General features: G+C 46.1%; 11 protein-coding genes. 5 read left to right on the top strand and 6 right to left on the bottom strand.

The window, feature by feature from the left end; all coding sequences use genetic code 11:
• Positions 1–107 precede the first annotated feature (107 nt).
• The 5 genes from L5L97_RS10440 to aspA all read right to left on the bottom strand — a co-directional run bounded on the left by L5L97_RS10440 (position 108) and on the right by aspA (position 6,714).
• Positions 108–833, bottom strand: a complete 726-nt coding sequence (locus L5L97_RS10440; protein ID WP_105251338.1) for a fumarate reductase iron-sulfur subunit — start codon at positions 831–833, stop codon at positions 108–110.
• Positions 830–2,839, bottom strand: coding sequence for a fumarate reductase flavoprotein subunit (locus L5L97_RS10435; RefSeq protein ID WP_263181811.1), 2,010 nt, complete (start codon positions 2,837–2,839; stop codon positions 830–832). The genes L5L97_RS10440 and L5L97_RS10435 overlap by 4 nt, the downstream gene beginning before the upstream one ends.
• A 151-nt stretch (positions 2,840–2,990) precedes the next feature.
• Positions 2,991–3,716, bottom strand: a complete 726-nt coding sequence (locus L5L97_RS10430) for a fumarate reductase cytochrome b subunit (RefSeq protein ID WP_168825590.1) — start codon at positions 3,714–3,716, stop codon at positions 2,991–2,993.
• A gap of 139 nt (positions 3,717–3,855) precedes the next feature.
• Complete coding sequence (locus tag L5L97_RS10425; RefSeq protein WP_263181810.1) at positions 3,856–5,157, bottom strand: anaerobic C4-dicarboxylate transporter; 1,302 nt, start codon at positions 5,155–5,157, stop codon at positions 3,856–3,858.
• 114 nt (positions 5,158–5,271) lie between these two features.
• Positions 5,272–6,714: an aspartate ammonia-lyase gene (gene aspA / locus L5L97_RS10420; protein ID WP_131524382.1), complete on the bottom strand. Its 1,443-nt coding sequence runs from the start codon at positions 6,712–6,714 to the stop codon at positions 5,272–5,274.
• Between the two features lie 556 nt (positions 6,715–7,270).
• On the opposite strand from aspA, the gene ansB reads away from it, so the two are divergent.
• The 5 genes from ansB (at position 7,271) to L5L97_RS10395 (ending at position 15,016) form a co-directional block, all read left to right on the top strand.
• Complete coding sequence (gene ansB, locus L5L97_RS10415; protein ID WP_105251343.1) at positions 7,271–8,329, top strand: L-asparaginase 2; 1,059 nt, start codon at positions 7,271–7,273, stop codon at positions 8,327–8,329.
• A gap of 484 nt (positions 8,330–8,813) precedes the next feature.
• On the top strand, positions 8,814–11,648 hold the full coding sequence (locus L5L97_RS10410; protein WP_263181809.1) for a M16 family metallopeptidase: 2,835 nt from the start codon (positions 8,814–8,816) through the stop codon (positions 11,646–11,648).
• Positions 11,649–11,901: 253 nt separating this feature from the next.
• Entirely contained in the window at positions 11,902–13,098 is a 1,197-nt protein-coding gene (locus tag L5L97_RS10405; RefSeq protein WP_263176419.1) for an MFS transporter, read from the top strand.
• On the top strand, positions 13,067–14,032 hold the full coding sequence (yidZ, locus tag L5L97_RS10400) for an HTH-type transcriptional regulator YidZ (protein ID WP_263176418.1): 966 nt from the start codon (positions 13,067–13,069) through the stop codon (positions 14,030–14,032). Before L5L97_RS10405 ends, yidZ begins: the two co-directional genes overlap by 32 nt.
• A gap of 24 nt (positions 14,033–14,056) precedes the next feature.
• Entirely contained in the window at positions 14,057–15,016 is a 960-nt protein-coding gene (locus L5L97_RS10395; protein ID WP_263181808.1) for a hypothetical protein, read from the top strand.
• Between the two features lie 148 nt (positions 15,017–15,164).
• On the opposite strand, the gene L5L97_RS10390 is transcribed toward L5L97_RS10395, so the two are convergent.
• Entirely contained in the window at positions 15,165–17,879 is a 2,715-nt protein-coding gene (locus L5L97_RS10390; protein WP_263181807.1) for a DEAD/DEAH box helicase, read from the bottom strand.
• Positions 17,880–18,105 lie beyond the last annotated feature (226 nt).

The raw sequence follows: 18,105 nt of genomic DNA, 5'->3' as shown, positions 1-18,105 counted from the left end.
AAATTAGGCTTCGTAACTCAGCAGCTGACAGATAAAAGCTGTCAGCTGGTTTTGGAAAGGTGCAATCCTATCAATCCCGCCAAAACAGCGGGACGTTAGAGGGAGGATTAGAGTATGGTCGCGGCCATTTTGCGGCGCAGGTAAGCGATTTGCTGCATGTGTGGCAAATCTTTGGGGCAGTTATCTTGGCAGCCGAGTAGCGTCATACAGCCGAATACGCCGTCTTGATTGCCAATCACATGGTAGAAATCATCCGCGCTGCGGCTGTCTCTGCTATCCATTTCAAAGCGGGCGATTTTCATCATGCCAACCGCGCCGACAAAGGTGTCACGCATTTGTTTGGTGGCGCAGGCCGACACGCAAACGCCACATTCGACGCAGCGTTCTAGCTCATAGATCCGCGCGGCTTCTTCGGGTGCCATTGGATTTTCGAGACGATGAATGTCCTGATCATCGGGTCTAGGGTGCAGCCACAGTTTTAAGCGTTCGGCTAATTCACGCATAAATTTACCCGTGTTCACCGATAAGTCGCCAATCAGCTCGAAGCCAGGTAGCGGCATAAGGGTGATTTCACCATTGGGATAATTTGCCGTTAACGTGCGACAGGCAAGCGTGGGAAAACCATTGATCACCATGGCGCAACTGCCACAGATGCCCGCGCGGCAGACAAAGTCGAACTGCAGTGAAGGGTCTTGTAGCTCACGTAGTTGATTTAAGGCGATAAATACTGTCATGCCCGGTGTTTCAGTCAACTGATAACGTTCCATCTTTGGCTTGTCTTGGCCATCTTGCGGATCGTAGCGAAAGATATTAAAGCTGATTTGACGGCTCATAGTGGTTTGTTTCCTACCGGTTGGGCTGGAGTGATCGCTAAGGTATCGCTGAGGCGTTCATTAGGAGCCTGCAGGTGGCTTGGCAGCTCGTATGGCATCAGGGCTCGCTGCAGTGTGTTTCTATCGGGATCATCACCTAAGCTCGCGAGCACTTGATTGATTTCTTGTACGCGTTTTTCGGTATCAGGATGGGCGATAGTATTGTCGTTACCGTAGCCTCGATATCCCGGTGGTAGCTCCATTTTCATCACATCTAACGCTTCATAACGCAGTACTGGTTCAAGTGATTCGGCATCTGGCCAAGTCGCCAGCGTGCGGTTGAGCCAATCTTTATCGTTGCGTTGTGGGTAATCTTCCCGTGAATGGGCGCCGCGACTTTCAGTGCGAGCCTCTGCACCACAGGCGACGGTTAGGGCTACTTTTAACATACGGGTGACGCGCAGCGCTTCGACTAACTCAGGATTGGAGTGACGTTTTTTACATTTAAGGCCAAGATTTTTTGCCCGCAGCAGCAAGTCTTTCAAGCCTTTGATGGCTTTATCTAACTCGGGTCCATTACGGAAGATCCCGACGTAGTTCATCATGATGCGTTGCATTTCTTTCTTTATTTGGAAGGGATTTTCTGTACCGTTGCCTTCGACCAGTCCATCGATTTCTTGCTGTAATTTATCGATGAATTTTTGAGTCAGTGCGGTATCAATTTCTAAGTCGTTATTCTGACAAAAATCAGCGACATATTTGCCGATGATCATGCCGCCGACCACAGTTTCTGCCACCGAATTACCGCCTAAACGGTTAAAACCATGCATGTCCCAACAGGCCGCTTCTCCGACGCTGAACAGCCCTTTGAGTTGTGGACTCTCGCCTGTAGCATTGGTGCGCACGCCACCCATGGAGTAATGCTGGGTAGGTCTGACGGGGATCCAGTCTTTACAAGGATCGATACCGAGGAAGTAATCACAAATCTCTTTCACTTCGCGCAGGTTGGTTTCGATATGCTCACGGCCCAGCTGCGTAATATCCAGCCACAGATGCGGGCCGTAAGGGCTTTCGACACCATTACCTTTACGCATGTGCTCTGTCATGCGGCGGGAAACCACATCGCGGGAAGCGAGTTCTTTTTTCTCGGGTTCGTAATCTGGCATAAAGCGATGACCGTCTTTATCACGCAGAATACCGCCATCACCACGACAACCTTCAGTGGTAAGGATCCCCGCGGGCACTATGGCGGTAGGGTGAAACTGCACCGCTTCCATATTGCCTAAGGTGGCGACACCTGTGTCGAGTGCTAACGCTTGGCCTATGCCTTCGCAGATGGTTGCATTGGTTGATATTTCATAAATCTTGCCATAACCGCCAGTAGCGATAGTGGTGGATTTGGCCACATAAGCGCGCAGTTCACCTGTGACTAAACAGCGGGCAATGACACCATGGCAACGCTTACCGTCATGGATCAGCGACAGGGCTTCAATCCGTTCGTGTACTGGAATGCCCATGGAGATAGCTTGGTTATCGACCGCGTACAGTAAAGAGTGGCCAGTGCCGTCTGCGGTGTAACAGGTACGCCATTTTTTAGTGCCACCAAAATCGCGGGCATTGATCAGGCCGTGAGCTTCTTCAGCCTCATTGAGCGTTACCCTTTGTGCATTCATGATGACTTCACGCGGGCCGGCGGAAATCCTTGACCAAGGTACGCCCCAGTTGGTGAGTTCGCGGATCGCTTTCGGTGCAACGTGGGTAAACATGCGTGCGACGTCTTGATCGCAGCCCCAGTCAGAACCTTTTACCGTGTCTTGAAAGTGAATGTCTTCGTTATCGCCCATGCCTTTAACAGTATTGCCTAGGCTGGCTTGCATTCCGCCCTGTGCGGCGGCCGAATGTGAACGTTTTGCGGGAATTAACGATAGCACTAAGGTATCTAGGCCTCGCTCTTTGGTGGCAATCGCGACTCTGAGGCCTGCCAATCCTGCGCCAATGACTAATGAGTCTGTATAAATGATTTTCAAATCAGATCCTTATCTAATAATTTAGATAACATTTCATGGATTTATCATTGCGCTCCTCGGGCATAGATGCGCTGCAACTATGTATCAGAGGAGGATCCGTATGTTGTTTGTCTTGCTATACAGGCTAGGTGCGCCGATAGCGTCATGCCCATTACTGAGGAATAAACGGTTGTACTGGCAAAACTAATTCGATACCAATATTGATATAGGTCACTAGGCTTAATGTGCCTAAACACAATAAATAGACGATCAATACTTGCGCTATAGTGCGGATAAGTGGACGGTTACTACTCACCCCCCACTTTAATATCACTCTGTATAAACCAACGATGCCGTGGAATAACACGATAGGTAAAAACACCACGTATAAGAGCCAAGCGTTATCGTGGTAAACCCGTTCGGCCGAAAGGTGAGGGCCAATATCAGGGTTTAAAATCATAGTGGCAAGATGGGCTGACACTAAGAAAAACAGTAAGAAACCTGTGATCATCTGCCAGAACCATGCTTGGGTATCTCTATGCTTGATAGTAGACATAAAGCCACGCATCGCTCGCCATTGGCCTAATTGCACTGGAAAACGACGTAGTGCGGTGGCGGCATGTACTGCAACAATCACCAGCATAATGACTGAAATGATCTGGGTCACTATGGGGAAGCCATGACCCGTCGAGCTAAACATACTGCCTTCTAAGAATTGCACCATGTGAAAGAAGGTTTCTTTACCAAATAAAATGCTCGCCTCGAAATGCATATGAAATAAGAGGAAAATACCTAATATAAGCCCTGTCACACTTTGTAAGCAGTCTGCTTTAGCCGACCAAGCTTGGCCAAATGGTCCGCCGTTAATGGCGGTAGGAACACGCGTTTTTGCTGACATTAATTCACCTCTTACTCGATTTGCTATGGCGTGAATGTACCTGCATCACGCCAACACAAAGTCTATAGATACAGATTAAAAGAAGAGGGTTAATCCATTTGTAGGCATTAGCCCTGAGAGCACTTAGGGTAAAATTGAGCTACAGCATCATGCCGCCAAACAGGAAGGCCAATGCCACACTGGTGGCAATCGTCACAACGCCAGGGACCAGGAACGGATGGTTAAATACCGCCTTACCAATCCGAGTCGAGCCGGTATCATCCATCTCGACCGCAGCCAGTAGCGTGGGGTAAGTCGGTAATACAAACAGCGCGCTGACGGCGGCGAAAGAGGCCACGGCAGTCAATGGACTTACGCCAATCGCTAAGGCTGCGGGCATTAGCGCTTTTGTTGTCGCGCCTTGGGAGTAGAGCAGCATGGAGGCAAAGAATAAGGTTACCGATAATAACCAAGGCTGACTTTGCAGTAAGGTGCCGGCAAGATCTTTGATTTCCTCGATATGATTCGACACTAAGGTATCGCCTAACCAAGCCACACCTAACACACAAACACAGGCGGACATGCCTGATTTAAAGGTGGCCGCATTGGAGATTTCACTTGCGTCTAACTTACAGAAAATCGTAATAGCGGCAGCTGCCGTGAGCATCAGCACCATAATGGCGGCGTCGCGTGGCAATACAGGGTCAATAATCAAACCGACTTTGTCAGATATCGCAGTGGCATAGGCCATGACAGCCGCAATCGCCAGCAAGAAAATCATCACAGATCGTTTCGCGCCGGCTTTAATTTCGATTTGAGTTGTACCGCGTGTTTTGACTAAACCTTTGGCTAAGCGTTCTTGATAGACAGGATCATCGGCCAGTTCTTTGCCCATTAAGTTGGCAACAACGGCTCCGACCATGCAGGCGAGGAAAGTTGAGGGAATACAAACGGCTAACAGTACTAAATAATCTACGCCAAACGGCTCTAAGATGCCTGAGAAGAACACGACAGCCGCTGAAATCGGTGAGGCGGTAATGGCGACTTGAGATGCGACAACGGCAATAGATAAGGGACGAGAGGGGCGAATGCCTTGCTCTTTTGCGACTTCGGCAATAACAGGTAAGGTGGAGAATGCTGTGTGGCCTGTACCCGCAAAAAGTGTCATGAAATAGGTGACGACAGGGGCCAGAAAGGTGATTTGTTTGGGATGCTTACGTAATAATTTTTCTGCCAGTGAGACTAAATAATCCATCCCTCCAGACACTTGCATGGCCGCAATCGCGGTGATAACTGACATAATGATGAGGATCACGTCAATCGGGATATTGCCCGGTTTGAGTCCCATCCCCGCGGTCAGTATCAGTACCCCGACACCGCCAGCGAAGCCGACTCCCATGCTACCCATCCTTGCACCAAGGTAAATAGCCCCGAGGACGATAATTATCTCTAATATAATCATAGTGTTAACTCTATTTTATTTTTAATTTCAATAGCCTACGCATGTTCACTCTGCGCAGGCTTATTCTTGAATCATCGAGTTGTGGGCTGGGGAAGGCTCCCCAGCCCCACTGAGTTACACTTTGGCTTTGCTGGTATTGCGTTTAGCCTGATATTTAGGATTCATCAGGTTTTCAACTGAGAGAATGTCATCGAGTTCTTCAACCGTTAACAAACCGCGTTCGAGTACCACTTCACGGACATTTTTACCCGTTTGGGCGCAAATCTTGCCTATGATGTCACCCTCATGGTGGCCGATGATTGGGTTAAGGTAGGTCACGATCCCGATAGAGTTCATCACATGAGCCATGCAGATCTCTGGATTTGCTGTGATACCTTCAACGCATTTTTCACGCAGGGAGATACAGGCATTGCCCATCAAACTGAGCGACTCAAACATTGCCTGTCCAATCACAGGTTCCATTACGTTAAGCTGTAATTGACCTGCTTCGGCGGCCATAGTGATAGTGATATCGTTGCCGACAATCTTAAAGGCAACCTGATTGACGACCTCAGGGATCACAGGGTTAACCTTGGCTGGCATGATGGAGGAACCCGCTTGCAGCTCAGGAAGATTAATCTCCTTCAGACCTGTACGTGGACCCGATGAAAGTAAGCGTAGGTCGTTACAAATCTTGGACATTTTAATCGCCATACGCTTAATTGCACTGTGCAGCATAACGTAGGCACCACAATCGGATGTCGCTTCGATTAAATCTTCCGCTGGCACATAGGCGCGGCCAGTAATGTCTGCCAGATACTTAATGGCTAATGCAGAATAACCGACAGGCGTATTGAGCCCTGTACCAATGGCGGTTGCGCCTAAGTTCACTTCTAACAACAACTCTTGGCAACGCTTGATGGACTTAATTTCTTCTCGCAATGTAACAGCAAAGGCATGAAACTCTTGGCCTAAGGTCATAGGCACGGCATCTTGCAATTGAGTGCGGCCCATTTTTAAGATGGTTTTAAACTCTGTGGCTTTAGTGTCGAAAGCGCTGATAAGGTCGGTTAATGCATCTAACAGAATATCGGTACTGTTGATGACCGCAATACGGAAACCTGTTGGATAGGCATCGTTAGTCGATTGGCATTTATTGACATGGTCATTAGGATTGATGACATCGTAACGGCCTTTTTCTAGCCCCATGATCTCCAGTGCAACGTTGGCTAATACCTCATTGGTATTCATGTTGACTGAAGTGCCTGCGCCTCCTTGATAAACATCGACCGGAAATTGATCAACAAATCGACCCGTTGTGAGTATTAGATCGCACGCTTCAATAATTTTGTCAGCGATTTCAGGACTTACAGCGCCTAATTCACTGTTAGCCATGGCAGCGGCTTTTTTTGTTAGCATCATGCCACGGACTAATTCAGGTACATCGGAAATTTTTTGATTACTCAGCTTAAAGTTTTCGATGGCACGTAATGTATGTATGCCATAATAAAACTCATTGGAAACTTCTTTCGTGCCCAATAAATCTTCTTCGATCCGTACGCTATTAGTATCTTTCATTTCGATCCTATTAAATCCAATTAATAGTAAGATATATCTCCGAGTATTGAGTTGTGGATGTGTACAATAAGTATACGTAACACATCAAGAATAACTCATCGAAAACATGAAGGAGAATCGTCTCCTTGACTATCGAAGTAGATCTTAACGCTTTGGCAATAACAGGATTAGGATGGTGATCACTTAACTGTTTGAAATAGTGTATTTCTTTTGTTTCTTAGATAAGTCTCTCAACTCGGATCACTAGTGTGAGCCATTACTTTTTGATGCAAATTAGCTATAGATTTGTTATTCGTTAACCAATCGGCGACATATTTATTCAAGTGTTTTTAAGTTTAAATAAACCATACGATATTTAATTGTCACCGCGTCAATAGCGAATAATCATTGATTAGTTAAATCTACTCAATAATAAATGCATGGTGCTTTCCTTAAAGTTTAAATAATCAATTAGATAACGCTAAATCTGTTATTTCATTTTAGTGAGAGCTATCACAGTGAGGCTTAGACAATAGTGCACACTGTGGGCGTTTATTATTAATCAAAGGATGTAAGCATGAATTTTCCAATGCGTAAGCTTTTGCTCTCGGTCACTTTAGGGTTATTTCTCTCCTCCGCGGCGCAGGCGCTTCCACAGGTACGTATTATTGCCACGGGCGGCACTATTGCGGGAGTCGGACAATCGGCTACTGAGTCTAACTATCAGGCTGGTGAAGTGGGCATTAGTAGCTTAATTGCGGCCGTGCCTGAAATGAAACAACTTGCCGATATTCAAGGTGAGCAACTGGTTAAAATCGGTTCGCAGGATATGAACGATAAAGTTTGGCTAGCCTTAGCCAAGCGCATCAATCTGCTATTGGCTGATAAAGATGTCGACGGTATCGTCATCACCCATGGTACTGATACCTTAGAGGAAACGGCGTATTTTTTAAATCTCACCATCAAGAGCGATAAGCCTGTAGTACTGGTTGGGGCAATGCGTCCATCAACTGCCATGAGTGCCGATGGCCCGATGAATTTGTATAACGCAGTCGCGACCGCCGCTAACCTCGAATCTAAAGGTCGAGGCGTGTTGGTGGTGATGAACGATACCGTATTGAATGCCCGCGATGTGACTAAGACTAACACTACAGGTGTGCATACCTTTGCCGCGCCTAACTTTGGTCCACTGGGCGTTATCCATAACAGCAAGATTGAGTACATGGGTAATACTGAGCGTCAACATACTACGCAAACGCCTTTTGATGTCAGCAAACTCGACAAGTTACCGCAGGTAGGCATAGTGTATAACTACGCCAATGCCAGCGATTTACCTGTCAAAGCTATGGTTGAAGCGGGTTTTGATGGCATAGTCAGCGCTGGTGTAGGTAATGGTAATATTTACCACTCAATATTTGATACCTTAGCTAAGGCGAGTCAAAAAGGCACCTTAGTCGTTCGCTCTAGCCGAGTGCCCACAGGCGCAACCACGCTTGATGCCGAGATAGATGATGCTAAATATGGCTTTATCGCAGCAGGTAACCTTAACCCGCAAAAAGCCCGCATTTTACTGATGCTGTCGTTAACGCAAAGCAAAGATCCACAGCAGATCCAACGTTGGTTTCAACAGTTTTAAGATTCAGCTGCGTGATAAAACAAAAGCCCTGCGAATATTCGTAGGGCTTTTGCATTTTGCATTAATGGCTTACCTGTGAAGTTGTTTTTTCACGAGGCCATGAGCCGAAATATCTAAACAGTGTTGTGATTTTTAAAGCCAAAATTGTGAGGGTTCAACTCAGATTTTCAATCAAGATATTGCTCTGCAATTAGATTGTAAGAAAGGCTTCGCCAATTAAACACTCAATATCTCGCTAATATATGTATACCATTCCACAGTAACCATTAAATCTACAGCTGTTTCAGCTTCCTTCCACGCTCATTATTTTTCGGCATATTCTGACTATATATCAAGGCGATAAACTATTTTTGGTACGGCATAAGGTATTGATTTTGTGACTTAAAGTGCTTTAGGTACTATAGTGAAAGCTTATTTTATCTGAAACATAGGTGAGCGCTTCCTAGGTTTCTTGTTTGATTTTGGGGGCAAAGTGCGAATTTTAATGAACAATTTCAAGGTAATTAGTTTTGTACGTCAGTGGTTACTGCTGGCGCTTTTGAGTATGGCGTTGCCACTGCAGGCGAGCGAAGATCCGCTGTGGATGGGGACTGCTGATTTACCTATGAGCGGACGCATCCATACTGGTGAGCTTACTAATGGCATGCGTTATTTATTGGTGAGCAATAAGACGCCGGAGCAGGCGGTGATAGTTCGAATGCGGGTGGATGTGGGCTCTGTGGTGGAATCAGATACCGAGCAAGGGTTAGTGCACTTTCTTGAACATATGGCCTTTAATGGCTCGACGGGGTTAGCCGCGGGGGAGATGATCCCAACTTTACAGCGCCTTGGCCTGAGTTTTGGGGCTGATACCAATGCTGTGACAGAGTTTCAGCAGACGGTCTATCAATTTAACTTGCCGAGTAATAGCCAAGATAAAATTGATACCGCTTTGTTTTTAATGCGAGAAATTGCCAGTAATCTATTACTCGATCCAGCGCTAATTGAACGTGAAAAAGCGGTGGTGTTGTCTGAGCTGCGTGAACGTAGCGGTGCGGATCTTGAGAATTACCGTAACCAATTACAGTTTTTAATGCCAAACACATTGCTGTCAAAGCGCTTCCCTGTGGGGGAGGCGAACAGTATCAGTAATGCCAATCGCGAGGCGTTGCTGTCTTTATATCAGCGTTTTTATACGCCCTCACGTACTACTTTAATTGTGGTGGGTGATATCGAGGTCGCCGCGGTAGAACAAAAGATAAAACAACAGTTTGCCAGTTGGAAGGCCGCGCCTTTGGCCGCTAAAACCAAGGAACAAGCTATTGGTACTGTCGCAGAGCGCCAAAGTGTCGATGCGGCGGCATTTTTTGATCCAAGTCTGTCAACGTCAGTTTCCCTTGGCATGCTAAAACCCATCTCAGCGATTACCGATAGCCCTGCTGTGCGGGAGCAGGAAATGTTGCTCGAGCTTGCCCACGGCATCTTGTATCGCCGTATGGAGTCGCAATTACTGCATAGCCAAGGTTTATATGGTGTAAACCTGCAGGTTGGACCGCAGTTTGATATTGCCTATGGCACACAGATGAGCCTAGGTACGCAGGAAAATAACTGGCAAGAGGGAATAGCACTCTTGGAGAAAACCCTGCGTCAAGCAAAAGAGTTTGGTTTTAGCCAGCAGGAAATTGACCAGCAAATCAAACGTATGCATAAGGGATATCAGCTAAGTGTCGCGGGTAGCAGTACCATTAACAGTGTGAATATTGCCGAGAGTCTAGTGTATTCGGTGGCGGGCAATCGCGTCCCTGTCGAACCCGATTGGCAGCTCGCATTTTTTGAAAAAATAATGCCAACAGTGACACCGCAAAAGCTAAGCCAAGTGTTTAATCAAACATGGAACGCTACGCCGTATTTGTATCTGACGAGCAATAAGCCCATTGAAAATGCTGAAAAACAGCTTATCGCCAGCTACGAGAAAAGCCGTAAACAAGCGGTGAGCGCACCATCAATCAAGGCGATTGATGAGTTTGCTTATACTCAGTTTGGCGAGCAAGGCAAGTTAGTGGCCGATAGTCGCGATAAGGAAACGGGGATTCGCCAACTGCAATTTGCCAATGGCGTGCGCCTTAATCTTAAGCCTACCAACTTTAACAAAGGCACCACATTGGTCAGCCTAAACATTGGCTTTGGTGAAGTGCCATTCCCTGAGTTGGATGGTTTGTCTTATCTGTTTAACAGTGCGTTTGTGCAGGGTGGGCTCAAGGCCCATGATTATGACAGTCTGCAGGATATTTTTGCGGGACAAGATATTTCCATCAACTTAGGCCTGCGTGAGCAAAGTTTTGGCGGCGAGATTAGCACTAATGCCGCAGAGCTTCGCACGCAGCTTGGCTTAATGACGGCTTATTTAATTGAGCCAGGTATGGATAAGCAGGCTGAGCAATTGTTTCGTGAACAAGTGATTGCCGAGCAACAAAGTATTCATAGCAACCCACAATCTGAGTTTTCTAATCAGTTTGCCCGTATCTCCCATAATGGTGATAAACGCTATGGTTATGGTGAGCCTGAAGAAATTCTCAAACGTCACTTTGGAGAATTAGCGCCGAGTTTCCATTCGGCCGTCGAGCAAGGGGCGATTGAACTCGCTATTGTGGGCGATTTTGATGAAGCGAGTGCCATTGCTGCTGTGGCTGAAACGCTTGGCGCCATTAAGCGTAGCCCTATTGCTAATGCTCAGTCGATAGTACCTGTGTTTCCGAAAGTGCCCGTTCAGAAAACATTAACCCATTATGGTCAACTGGATATGGCGGCACTTGCCATGGTATGGCCTACAACGGACATGACTCACTTGAGTCAACACGCGGGATTGGGTCTGCTGGAGCAAGTGCTAAGCATTCTATTAACGGAAAACGTGAGGGAGAAGGCGGGCGCGAGTTATTCGCCATCGGCCTTTTCTTATAACGATTTCAATGCCAGCGGTTATGGTTACTTAGGTTTGTTTAGCGTGACGACTCAAGCTATGTTGCCAACGGTTGCCGAGTATTTCACCGCCGCAGTTAAGCAAGTTAAAGCGCCTTCGGGGATCAGTGAGGACTTACTTAATCGAGCCCGCCAACCTGTGCTTGAGTGGATGCAAGCTGCGCCGCAAACCAATGGTTTTTGGTTAGATCTCACCTCAACTGCCCAGAGTCATCCTAGTCGTTTTGCTGCCTTTAAACAAAGGCAAGCGTTAGCGCAGCAGATGACAGTTGCAGAACTTAATAAATTGGCGCAGCAATATCTGCAAGACGATAGCAGTTTAATGATCCAAGTCCTTCCTGCACCGCCAGAACCTCAGCAATGAGTGTTGGGCTCATAGAATAGTAGACTGATCATTCACCGACATATCCCCTGTGGTCGCAAACCGCAGGGGATATTTTTCTACCCCTTTCCTTCTTCAGTTCTGTTACCAACTTTTCTTCCTCGTTCGTGGTGTTATGTCCTCCCATAGGTCGTCAATGGAAATACCTGTTGTCGAAAATGCCACTCACAGATCTGCGCGAGTGAAACTAGGCTAGGCGCAACTAATGTGTGAGATGGCTAATGGGGTGAGGTATATGTTTCGATATCTATTGTGCAGTTTTTGTCTAGTGCTTTTGTACCCGACAGGGATAGATATGTACTTGATCGGTTTGCCGCAAATTGCGCAGGATTTAGGGGCGAGTGAGGCGCAGCTGCATATTGCTTTTTCTGTGTATCTTGCGGGCATGGCGACCACTATGCTGTTTGCGGGGAGCTTAGCCGATAGGATTGGGCGTAAACCCATTACCTTGTTTGGCGCATTTTTGTTTGCTATTGCCTCTTACTTTGCCGGTAGTGCGCAAACCAGTGATCTCTTTTTAATGGCACGCTTTGCACAAGGGATAGGTGCTGGTTCTTGCTATGTAGTGGCTTTTGCGATTTTGCGTGATGTATTAGACGATAAGCGCCGAGCAAAAGTGCTCTCTATGGTCAATGGCGTGACTTGCATTATCCCTGTGATAGCGCCTGTGATAGGCCATTTAATTATGCTTAAATTCCCATGGCCTAGCCTATTTAACACTATGGCGGGGATGGGATTAATGGTCTTAACCCTGTGTATTTTTGTATTACGCGAAACCTATCCTAAACCGCAACTTCACACCACAGTTGAGCCAGGTGGGTATAAAGAATCCTTTAAACAGCGGTTTTTTCTCAGTCGTGTGGTGATAACGACTTTAGGTGTGACCACGATTTTAAGCTATGTAAATGTCTCTCCCATGTTGATCATGGGGCAGATGGGGTTTGACCGTGGACAATATTCCAACACTATGGCTATGACAGCATTTGTGAGTATGGTTGCCTCATTTTCGACGCCCTTTTTGCTTAACTTGTTTAAAGAAAAATCGTTAATTTTGTTCTCTCAGACATTATTTGCCGCCGCAGCACTGGTGTTGATCTTGACTCAATTGGGCGGGGTTAGTCAGTCATTCAACCTGCTAGGTTTTAGTTTTGTGTGTTCGGGGTTTGCGATTGGATTTGGGGTCACCATGAGTCAGGCGCTCAGCCCATTTGTGGCTCGGGCTGGAGTTGCCAGCTCTTTACTGGGAATTGCCCAAGTGTGTACTTCAGCTTTATATATTTGGGTGATGGGTCTGCTCGAAGTGAGTGCGATTAATATATTATTAGTGATCCTCGCTGTCGGTGCGCTGGTGAGCATTACACTGATCTTAGCGGTTCCTAAATTGCCGGAAATTGTAATTAATGACCAAATCCCTGAGTCGGCTAGATCTTAACTTATTGTTTATTTTGCAGCTTTTATTACAGGAGCGGAGTGTCTCTAAGACTGCCAAAAAGCTCAATGTCACGCCATCCACTGTGAGTAAGTCGCTGGCCAAATTACGGGATTGGTTTGACGATCCCTTATTTGTCAAAACGCCGCAGGGATTTCAGTTAACGCCATTGGCTCACGGTATGGAGCAGGAGTTATCCGAATGGTTGCAAATGGGTAAGCAACTGATGGCTAAGCGCGGTGACGAGATGACCAAAGGGCTCACCTTCGAGTTGATGCTTGAGTCGCCTTTGTTGCTTATCATGCTTAATGAGCTGACTCAGGCCATTTATACTCAATACCCTGATGCAAAGGTGAAGGTACGAAATTGGGATTACGATTCACTCGAAGCGATTGTGCGTGGTGAAGCTGATATGGGGTTTACCGGCCGAGAAAGTCATCCCCGTTCCAAGGAATCCCTTGATTTATTACCCTATTTTATCGATTTTGAGGTTTTATTTACCGATCTTCCTCAGGTGTATTTACGCCGCGATCATCCCGCCTTACAGGAAGAGTGGAATATAGACACCTTTCTTAAATATTCGCATATCAATATCTTGTGGGAAAAGAGCGAAACCTGGGCCTTGGATGATGTGCTTATTGAGCTTGGGTTAAGTCGCAATATTGTGCTGACCTTGGCCAGTTTTGAGCAGTCACTGTTTGTCGCGGCAGAGCCTCACCACAGCATGATGGCAATTGCGCCACAATATTGTGAGCAATATGCTCGCCAATTACATCCTGACTTAGTCAGTCGCCCGATCCCGTTAAGTGGCGAATATCTTGATAAACTCGCCATTCCTTTTACCTTGATTTGGCATAAGAGAAACAGCCACAACCCCAAAATCACTTGGCTAAGAAACAAGATAAAAGTGATTTATCAGCCGCGTGCGCATGATTAAGACGTTAAGCTTCACAGAGGATATATGTTAGAACTGTTGATTCCTTTAAAGAAGACTGTAAATCAGTCTGCAAAAGATGACCTAGAGCACTGGCTAAGTTCCATGCCTGACGGGGCTGCTTGGTATGTTATTTCGGATTATTGTTTCGGGGACAAAACTAAGCAAAATGACACAGTGTCATTTACAGTTCTCTTACATCACGACAAGCTGAATAATATCAAAGAATATATCAATCACTTTGCCCCTAAAGACATAAAATCAACTCGGACGGTATCTGTCGAATTCTTACAATATATTAATTCCCCAGTTACCTTTTCGTTTACTTTCGTAATTGACCGAAAGGCTAACTTGCTTAGAGATTATGCTACAGATGAAAATATGCTGTCATTCTTACCAGCGTTTCGCAATGTAGTATCAGATATCGCAAGTAACTCAACATTTCAAAACGGCTATGTTGATGGAGTCATGAAAAGAGTTAGAGCTTTTGAAGCTGATTTCTCAAAGAAAAACTTTAATTCAAAATTAGCCCGTCAAATTTACATAGTGTCAGCATTTGCTAGTGTCGTTTTTGAAGTTTTAGCTATAGCTAAAAAGCCCAAATATATTCAGTGGATTTCTGACAGAGATGCGCTGCTTGAGCGATATGATAGTTTTGCTTTTGACCTATCATACTTTTTATTTTTACAGAGTTATTCTGTACACTTTGAGCGAAAAGAAAATTCAGTGTTAATGTTAGATACCCCTCAGTTTCTATTCCCAGAACCAGAGAAGTCTGGGAAAAACCATTATGATGAGTTAATTCGAATTCCTGATTATTTGGCGGGGACCTTAGCGGATCTAGATGTCTCATCCAATAAATTTACTAAAGATAAGTACAATACAATCCTTTTAAATTCGTTAGTTAACTCTCGCAACCAAGCTGTCATCTACGTTACAGGCAAGGGAAATGATCTTTGTTGTAAACGTTTGGTTCACAAAGCTTAATAAGTGTCTCATAAAGCTTAACAAGCGCCTCATAAAGCTTAATAGGCGTCTCATAAGGGACTGTCAACGTGTGGCGTTTCCTGTCCCATTCAACTGCGATGTGGTTACGGCTGTTGTGATTGAGTTTGGTAGTCGCGTTGTCTGCTCCTTAGGCGGGTGTTATTCCCAATTGCTGGCAAATATGTTGGATACAAAGTTCCCGCTGTTGGCACCATAGCCCATAGCTGACGGGGATAAGTTTAATCCCTGCGCGCTGTAAGAGTTTATACAGTTCAATATCGAAAAAGTCCGCCCAAGGCCCTGGGTAACCGATTAAATCTATTGCTAAATATTGGTTACCATGGCGGCACAAAATATCCAGTTCTAGCCCTGCCATATGGTAGGCTCGCCATACTGTTATGCCTTTTTCTTCAATCGCGAGTGCCACAGACTGGCCGAAGCTATCGAGGGAATCGACATAATTGTGTGCCGCTTGAAATTGGCCCGCCGATGCTAAGTAAGTTGCCAGTAAATTATTGTTGGGGAGTTCATGCGCTTGTACCGATAAAAATAGCCACTGCATTTGTTTAGCGCGGGTGATGGCGACATTGAACATATCTTCGCGATTTAAATACACGGCGGCGCGGCTGTCGTTGGCCGTAATGCTAAACGACAGCAGCATAATATCGCGCTCTTCCCCTTGAAAACCAAAGGGCGTGGCAATCCGTAATTGGTGACGCTCGAGTTGTTGTGCGCTAAAGCGCGCAAGGATTTGCTGGGATAAATACTCCGTCTGATTGCGAAAACAGGAGAGTACACCAATGCTGGAAGGCACTAATACATTTTCTTGTTCATCAATCAGTTGAGCTAACTTTTGAATTAATGCCTCCGCTTCTATGGCGTTAATTCCCTTACTATCACGGCTGCCGGTAACGTGGACTCTGTGTAAGTGCCCTGAACTTGTGCAAGGTCTGTGCTGCATAATCTTCAGCATGCCTTGATAAAACTGCTGATTACTAAATTGGATCAGCTCAGGTTTACTCCGAAAATGCTCATTTAAAAATACCACTTGGGATTGGCTTGCGAGGGATTGTGACGCTAAGTCGAGCATACTGGCATCACGGTAGCTCATTAGGCCGCGGCAATCCTGCGCGAGTCCGAGTTGGGTCTGGATTTGAGTTTGTTTTGCGCGGGATAAAAACGAGAAATGTCGCAGTTGTTTGCTATCTCCCACCACCAGTGCCGCCTTTGCTCGCTGCAAGGCCGGTAAACATGCGGCAATATTGGCTTGAGTGGCTTCATCAATAATCACTAAGTCAAACATTTGCTGCTCCATGGGCAGCACTTTATGCAAGCTGGCAAGGCTAGATAACCAAATGGGAAAGGTTTGTTTTAAGGCATCAAAATCCGTCTTGTAGAAGCCGTCGAGTTGCTTAGCGGACTGGCGAGCGCGTAACGCACTGGCAAAACTCACCAGCGTACTGCGCTTATGTTTGAGTAATTGGTTTAATCGATAGTGAGTTGCCAATTGTAAGTATTTGAGGCTTAAGTCTTCTTTTTGCGCGATGAGGGCCGTTAATTTATCGAGTTCATTCCATTGCTGGGCAAACCTTTTGATACCTGCACGGTAAGCACAATTATAAAATCCTAAGCGCCAACGGGATTGTCCTTGTTGTAAGGTCGCCAGTTTTTGGCCGCGACGTATGGCATGGCGGCAATGACGTATAAAGCCCGCTTCCATCTTGACTTGCTGACGAGTCACAGTATTAAGTTGCTGTTTTGCATTGAGTAGCAACCTATCCGAGACGGCTTCATCAGATGCTGGGTGCTGACCATGGAGCATTTCATCAATCTGGTTTTTAAGGACTTTTATAAACTGCGGCGAGCCTGCTCGAATAAGGCTGCTCCCTAGCTGGAATTGTTGCTGTAACTTATCGGCAATCACATCAACAGCAACATCAGTGTGGGCGACGATGAGGACAGATTTACCCCTTAATACCTGCTCTGCTGCCACTGTGGCTATGGTGTAACTCTTACCTGTTCCTGGTGGGCCTGAGATCTGCCCCAAAGTATGATTGGCCGCAATCTTTAAGGCCTGAATTTGCGCGCGGCTTAACAGCCCAGGAAGATAAGCCTCTTGTGTGTCTTCACTGGCGCTGATTGATGTTGTTTGTTGTGTTTCTGCGAATAGCGCTTTAAGCGGTGCTGATGGTTCAGGCGCTGTCATTAGTTTGTCGAGTTCGTGCAAAATGCCCCGGCTTGCGATCGAACGTTCTGCCAAAATGATTTGGCTTCGACTGACAAGAAACTGCCCACGTTTACGGCATAAGCTAGTGAATTCAGCCTCATCGATCAGCTTGGGAAAATGCAATAAATGACTGGTATCGACATCGGCTTGGCCCGCCCGCAGCCAAGATATCCAGCCACTGACATCCGTTGGATTATCGCGTAAATCTTGGCTTAGGCTATGTCCTTCAACGACTAATTTTTCTAATAGAGCTTCATTGATAGTGAATGGTCCGCTGCCAGCTAGAGTGTTATTGCTCTCTAGGTAGAGATTATCGCCGTCAGCCTGTAATTGGCATTCGCGATAAAGGAGTGGTGTCACGACTTTTCGTTTTTCGCCATTAAGGTCGACTGTGCCGCAGAAAAACAGACAGCAGTGCAATAATACCTTTTCGCGTAAATACAAAGCGCTACGTGCTAGTAATGCACTGGCGGGAGCAAATGGCACTGGCAAGCGGGGTAGGAAGCCACTGCTTAACTCGTCTTCATGTTGGAGTAATAGCTGATCTTGCTCGGCAAGCTTGTGGCTAGACCAGAGATTGATTTCAGCACTATCGTGTTGAAAACATTGTTTGTAGTAGTTGAGAATCCCTTGCAAATCCTATCCATCCCAAAGGCTTAATTGGCGATGCGAGAGTAACCTAATCGCATTAGTCGAACAAGGTTTGTACCGTCTGAGGATAGTTTATCTATAGTCGCTTTAAGCCTAAAAGAGAGGTGTTCGATAGATCAGCCATTTTCCACTGGAGCAGAAGCGTTTTTGAGAAGCGAGCAAAAGTATCAGCAGCCGCATTTGTATCAATTAAGGGCTTGAAAAGTGTGGT

The sequence above is a fragment of the Shewanella sp. SM71 genome (assembly GCF_025653905.1).
In the GTDB taxonomy this organism is placed as follows: Bacteria; Pseudomonadota; Gammaproteobacteria; order Enterobacterales; family Shewanellaceae; genus Shewanella; species Shewanella oncorhynchi.
This window is presented reverse-complemented; position numbering and strand designations above follow the sequence as displayed.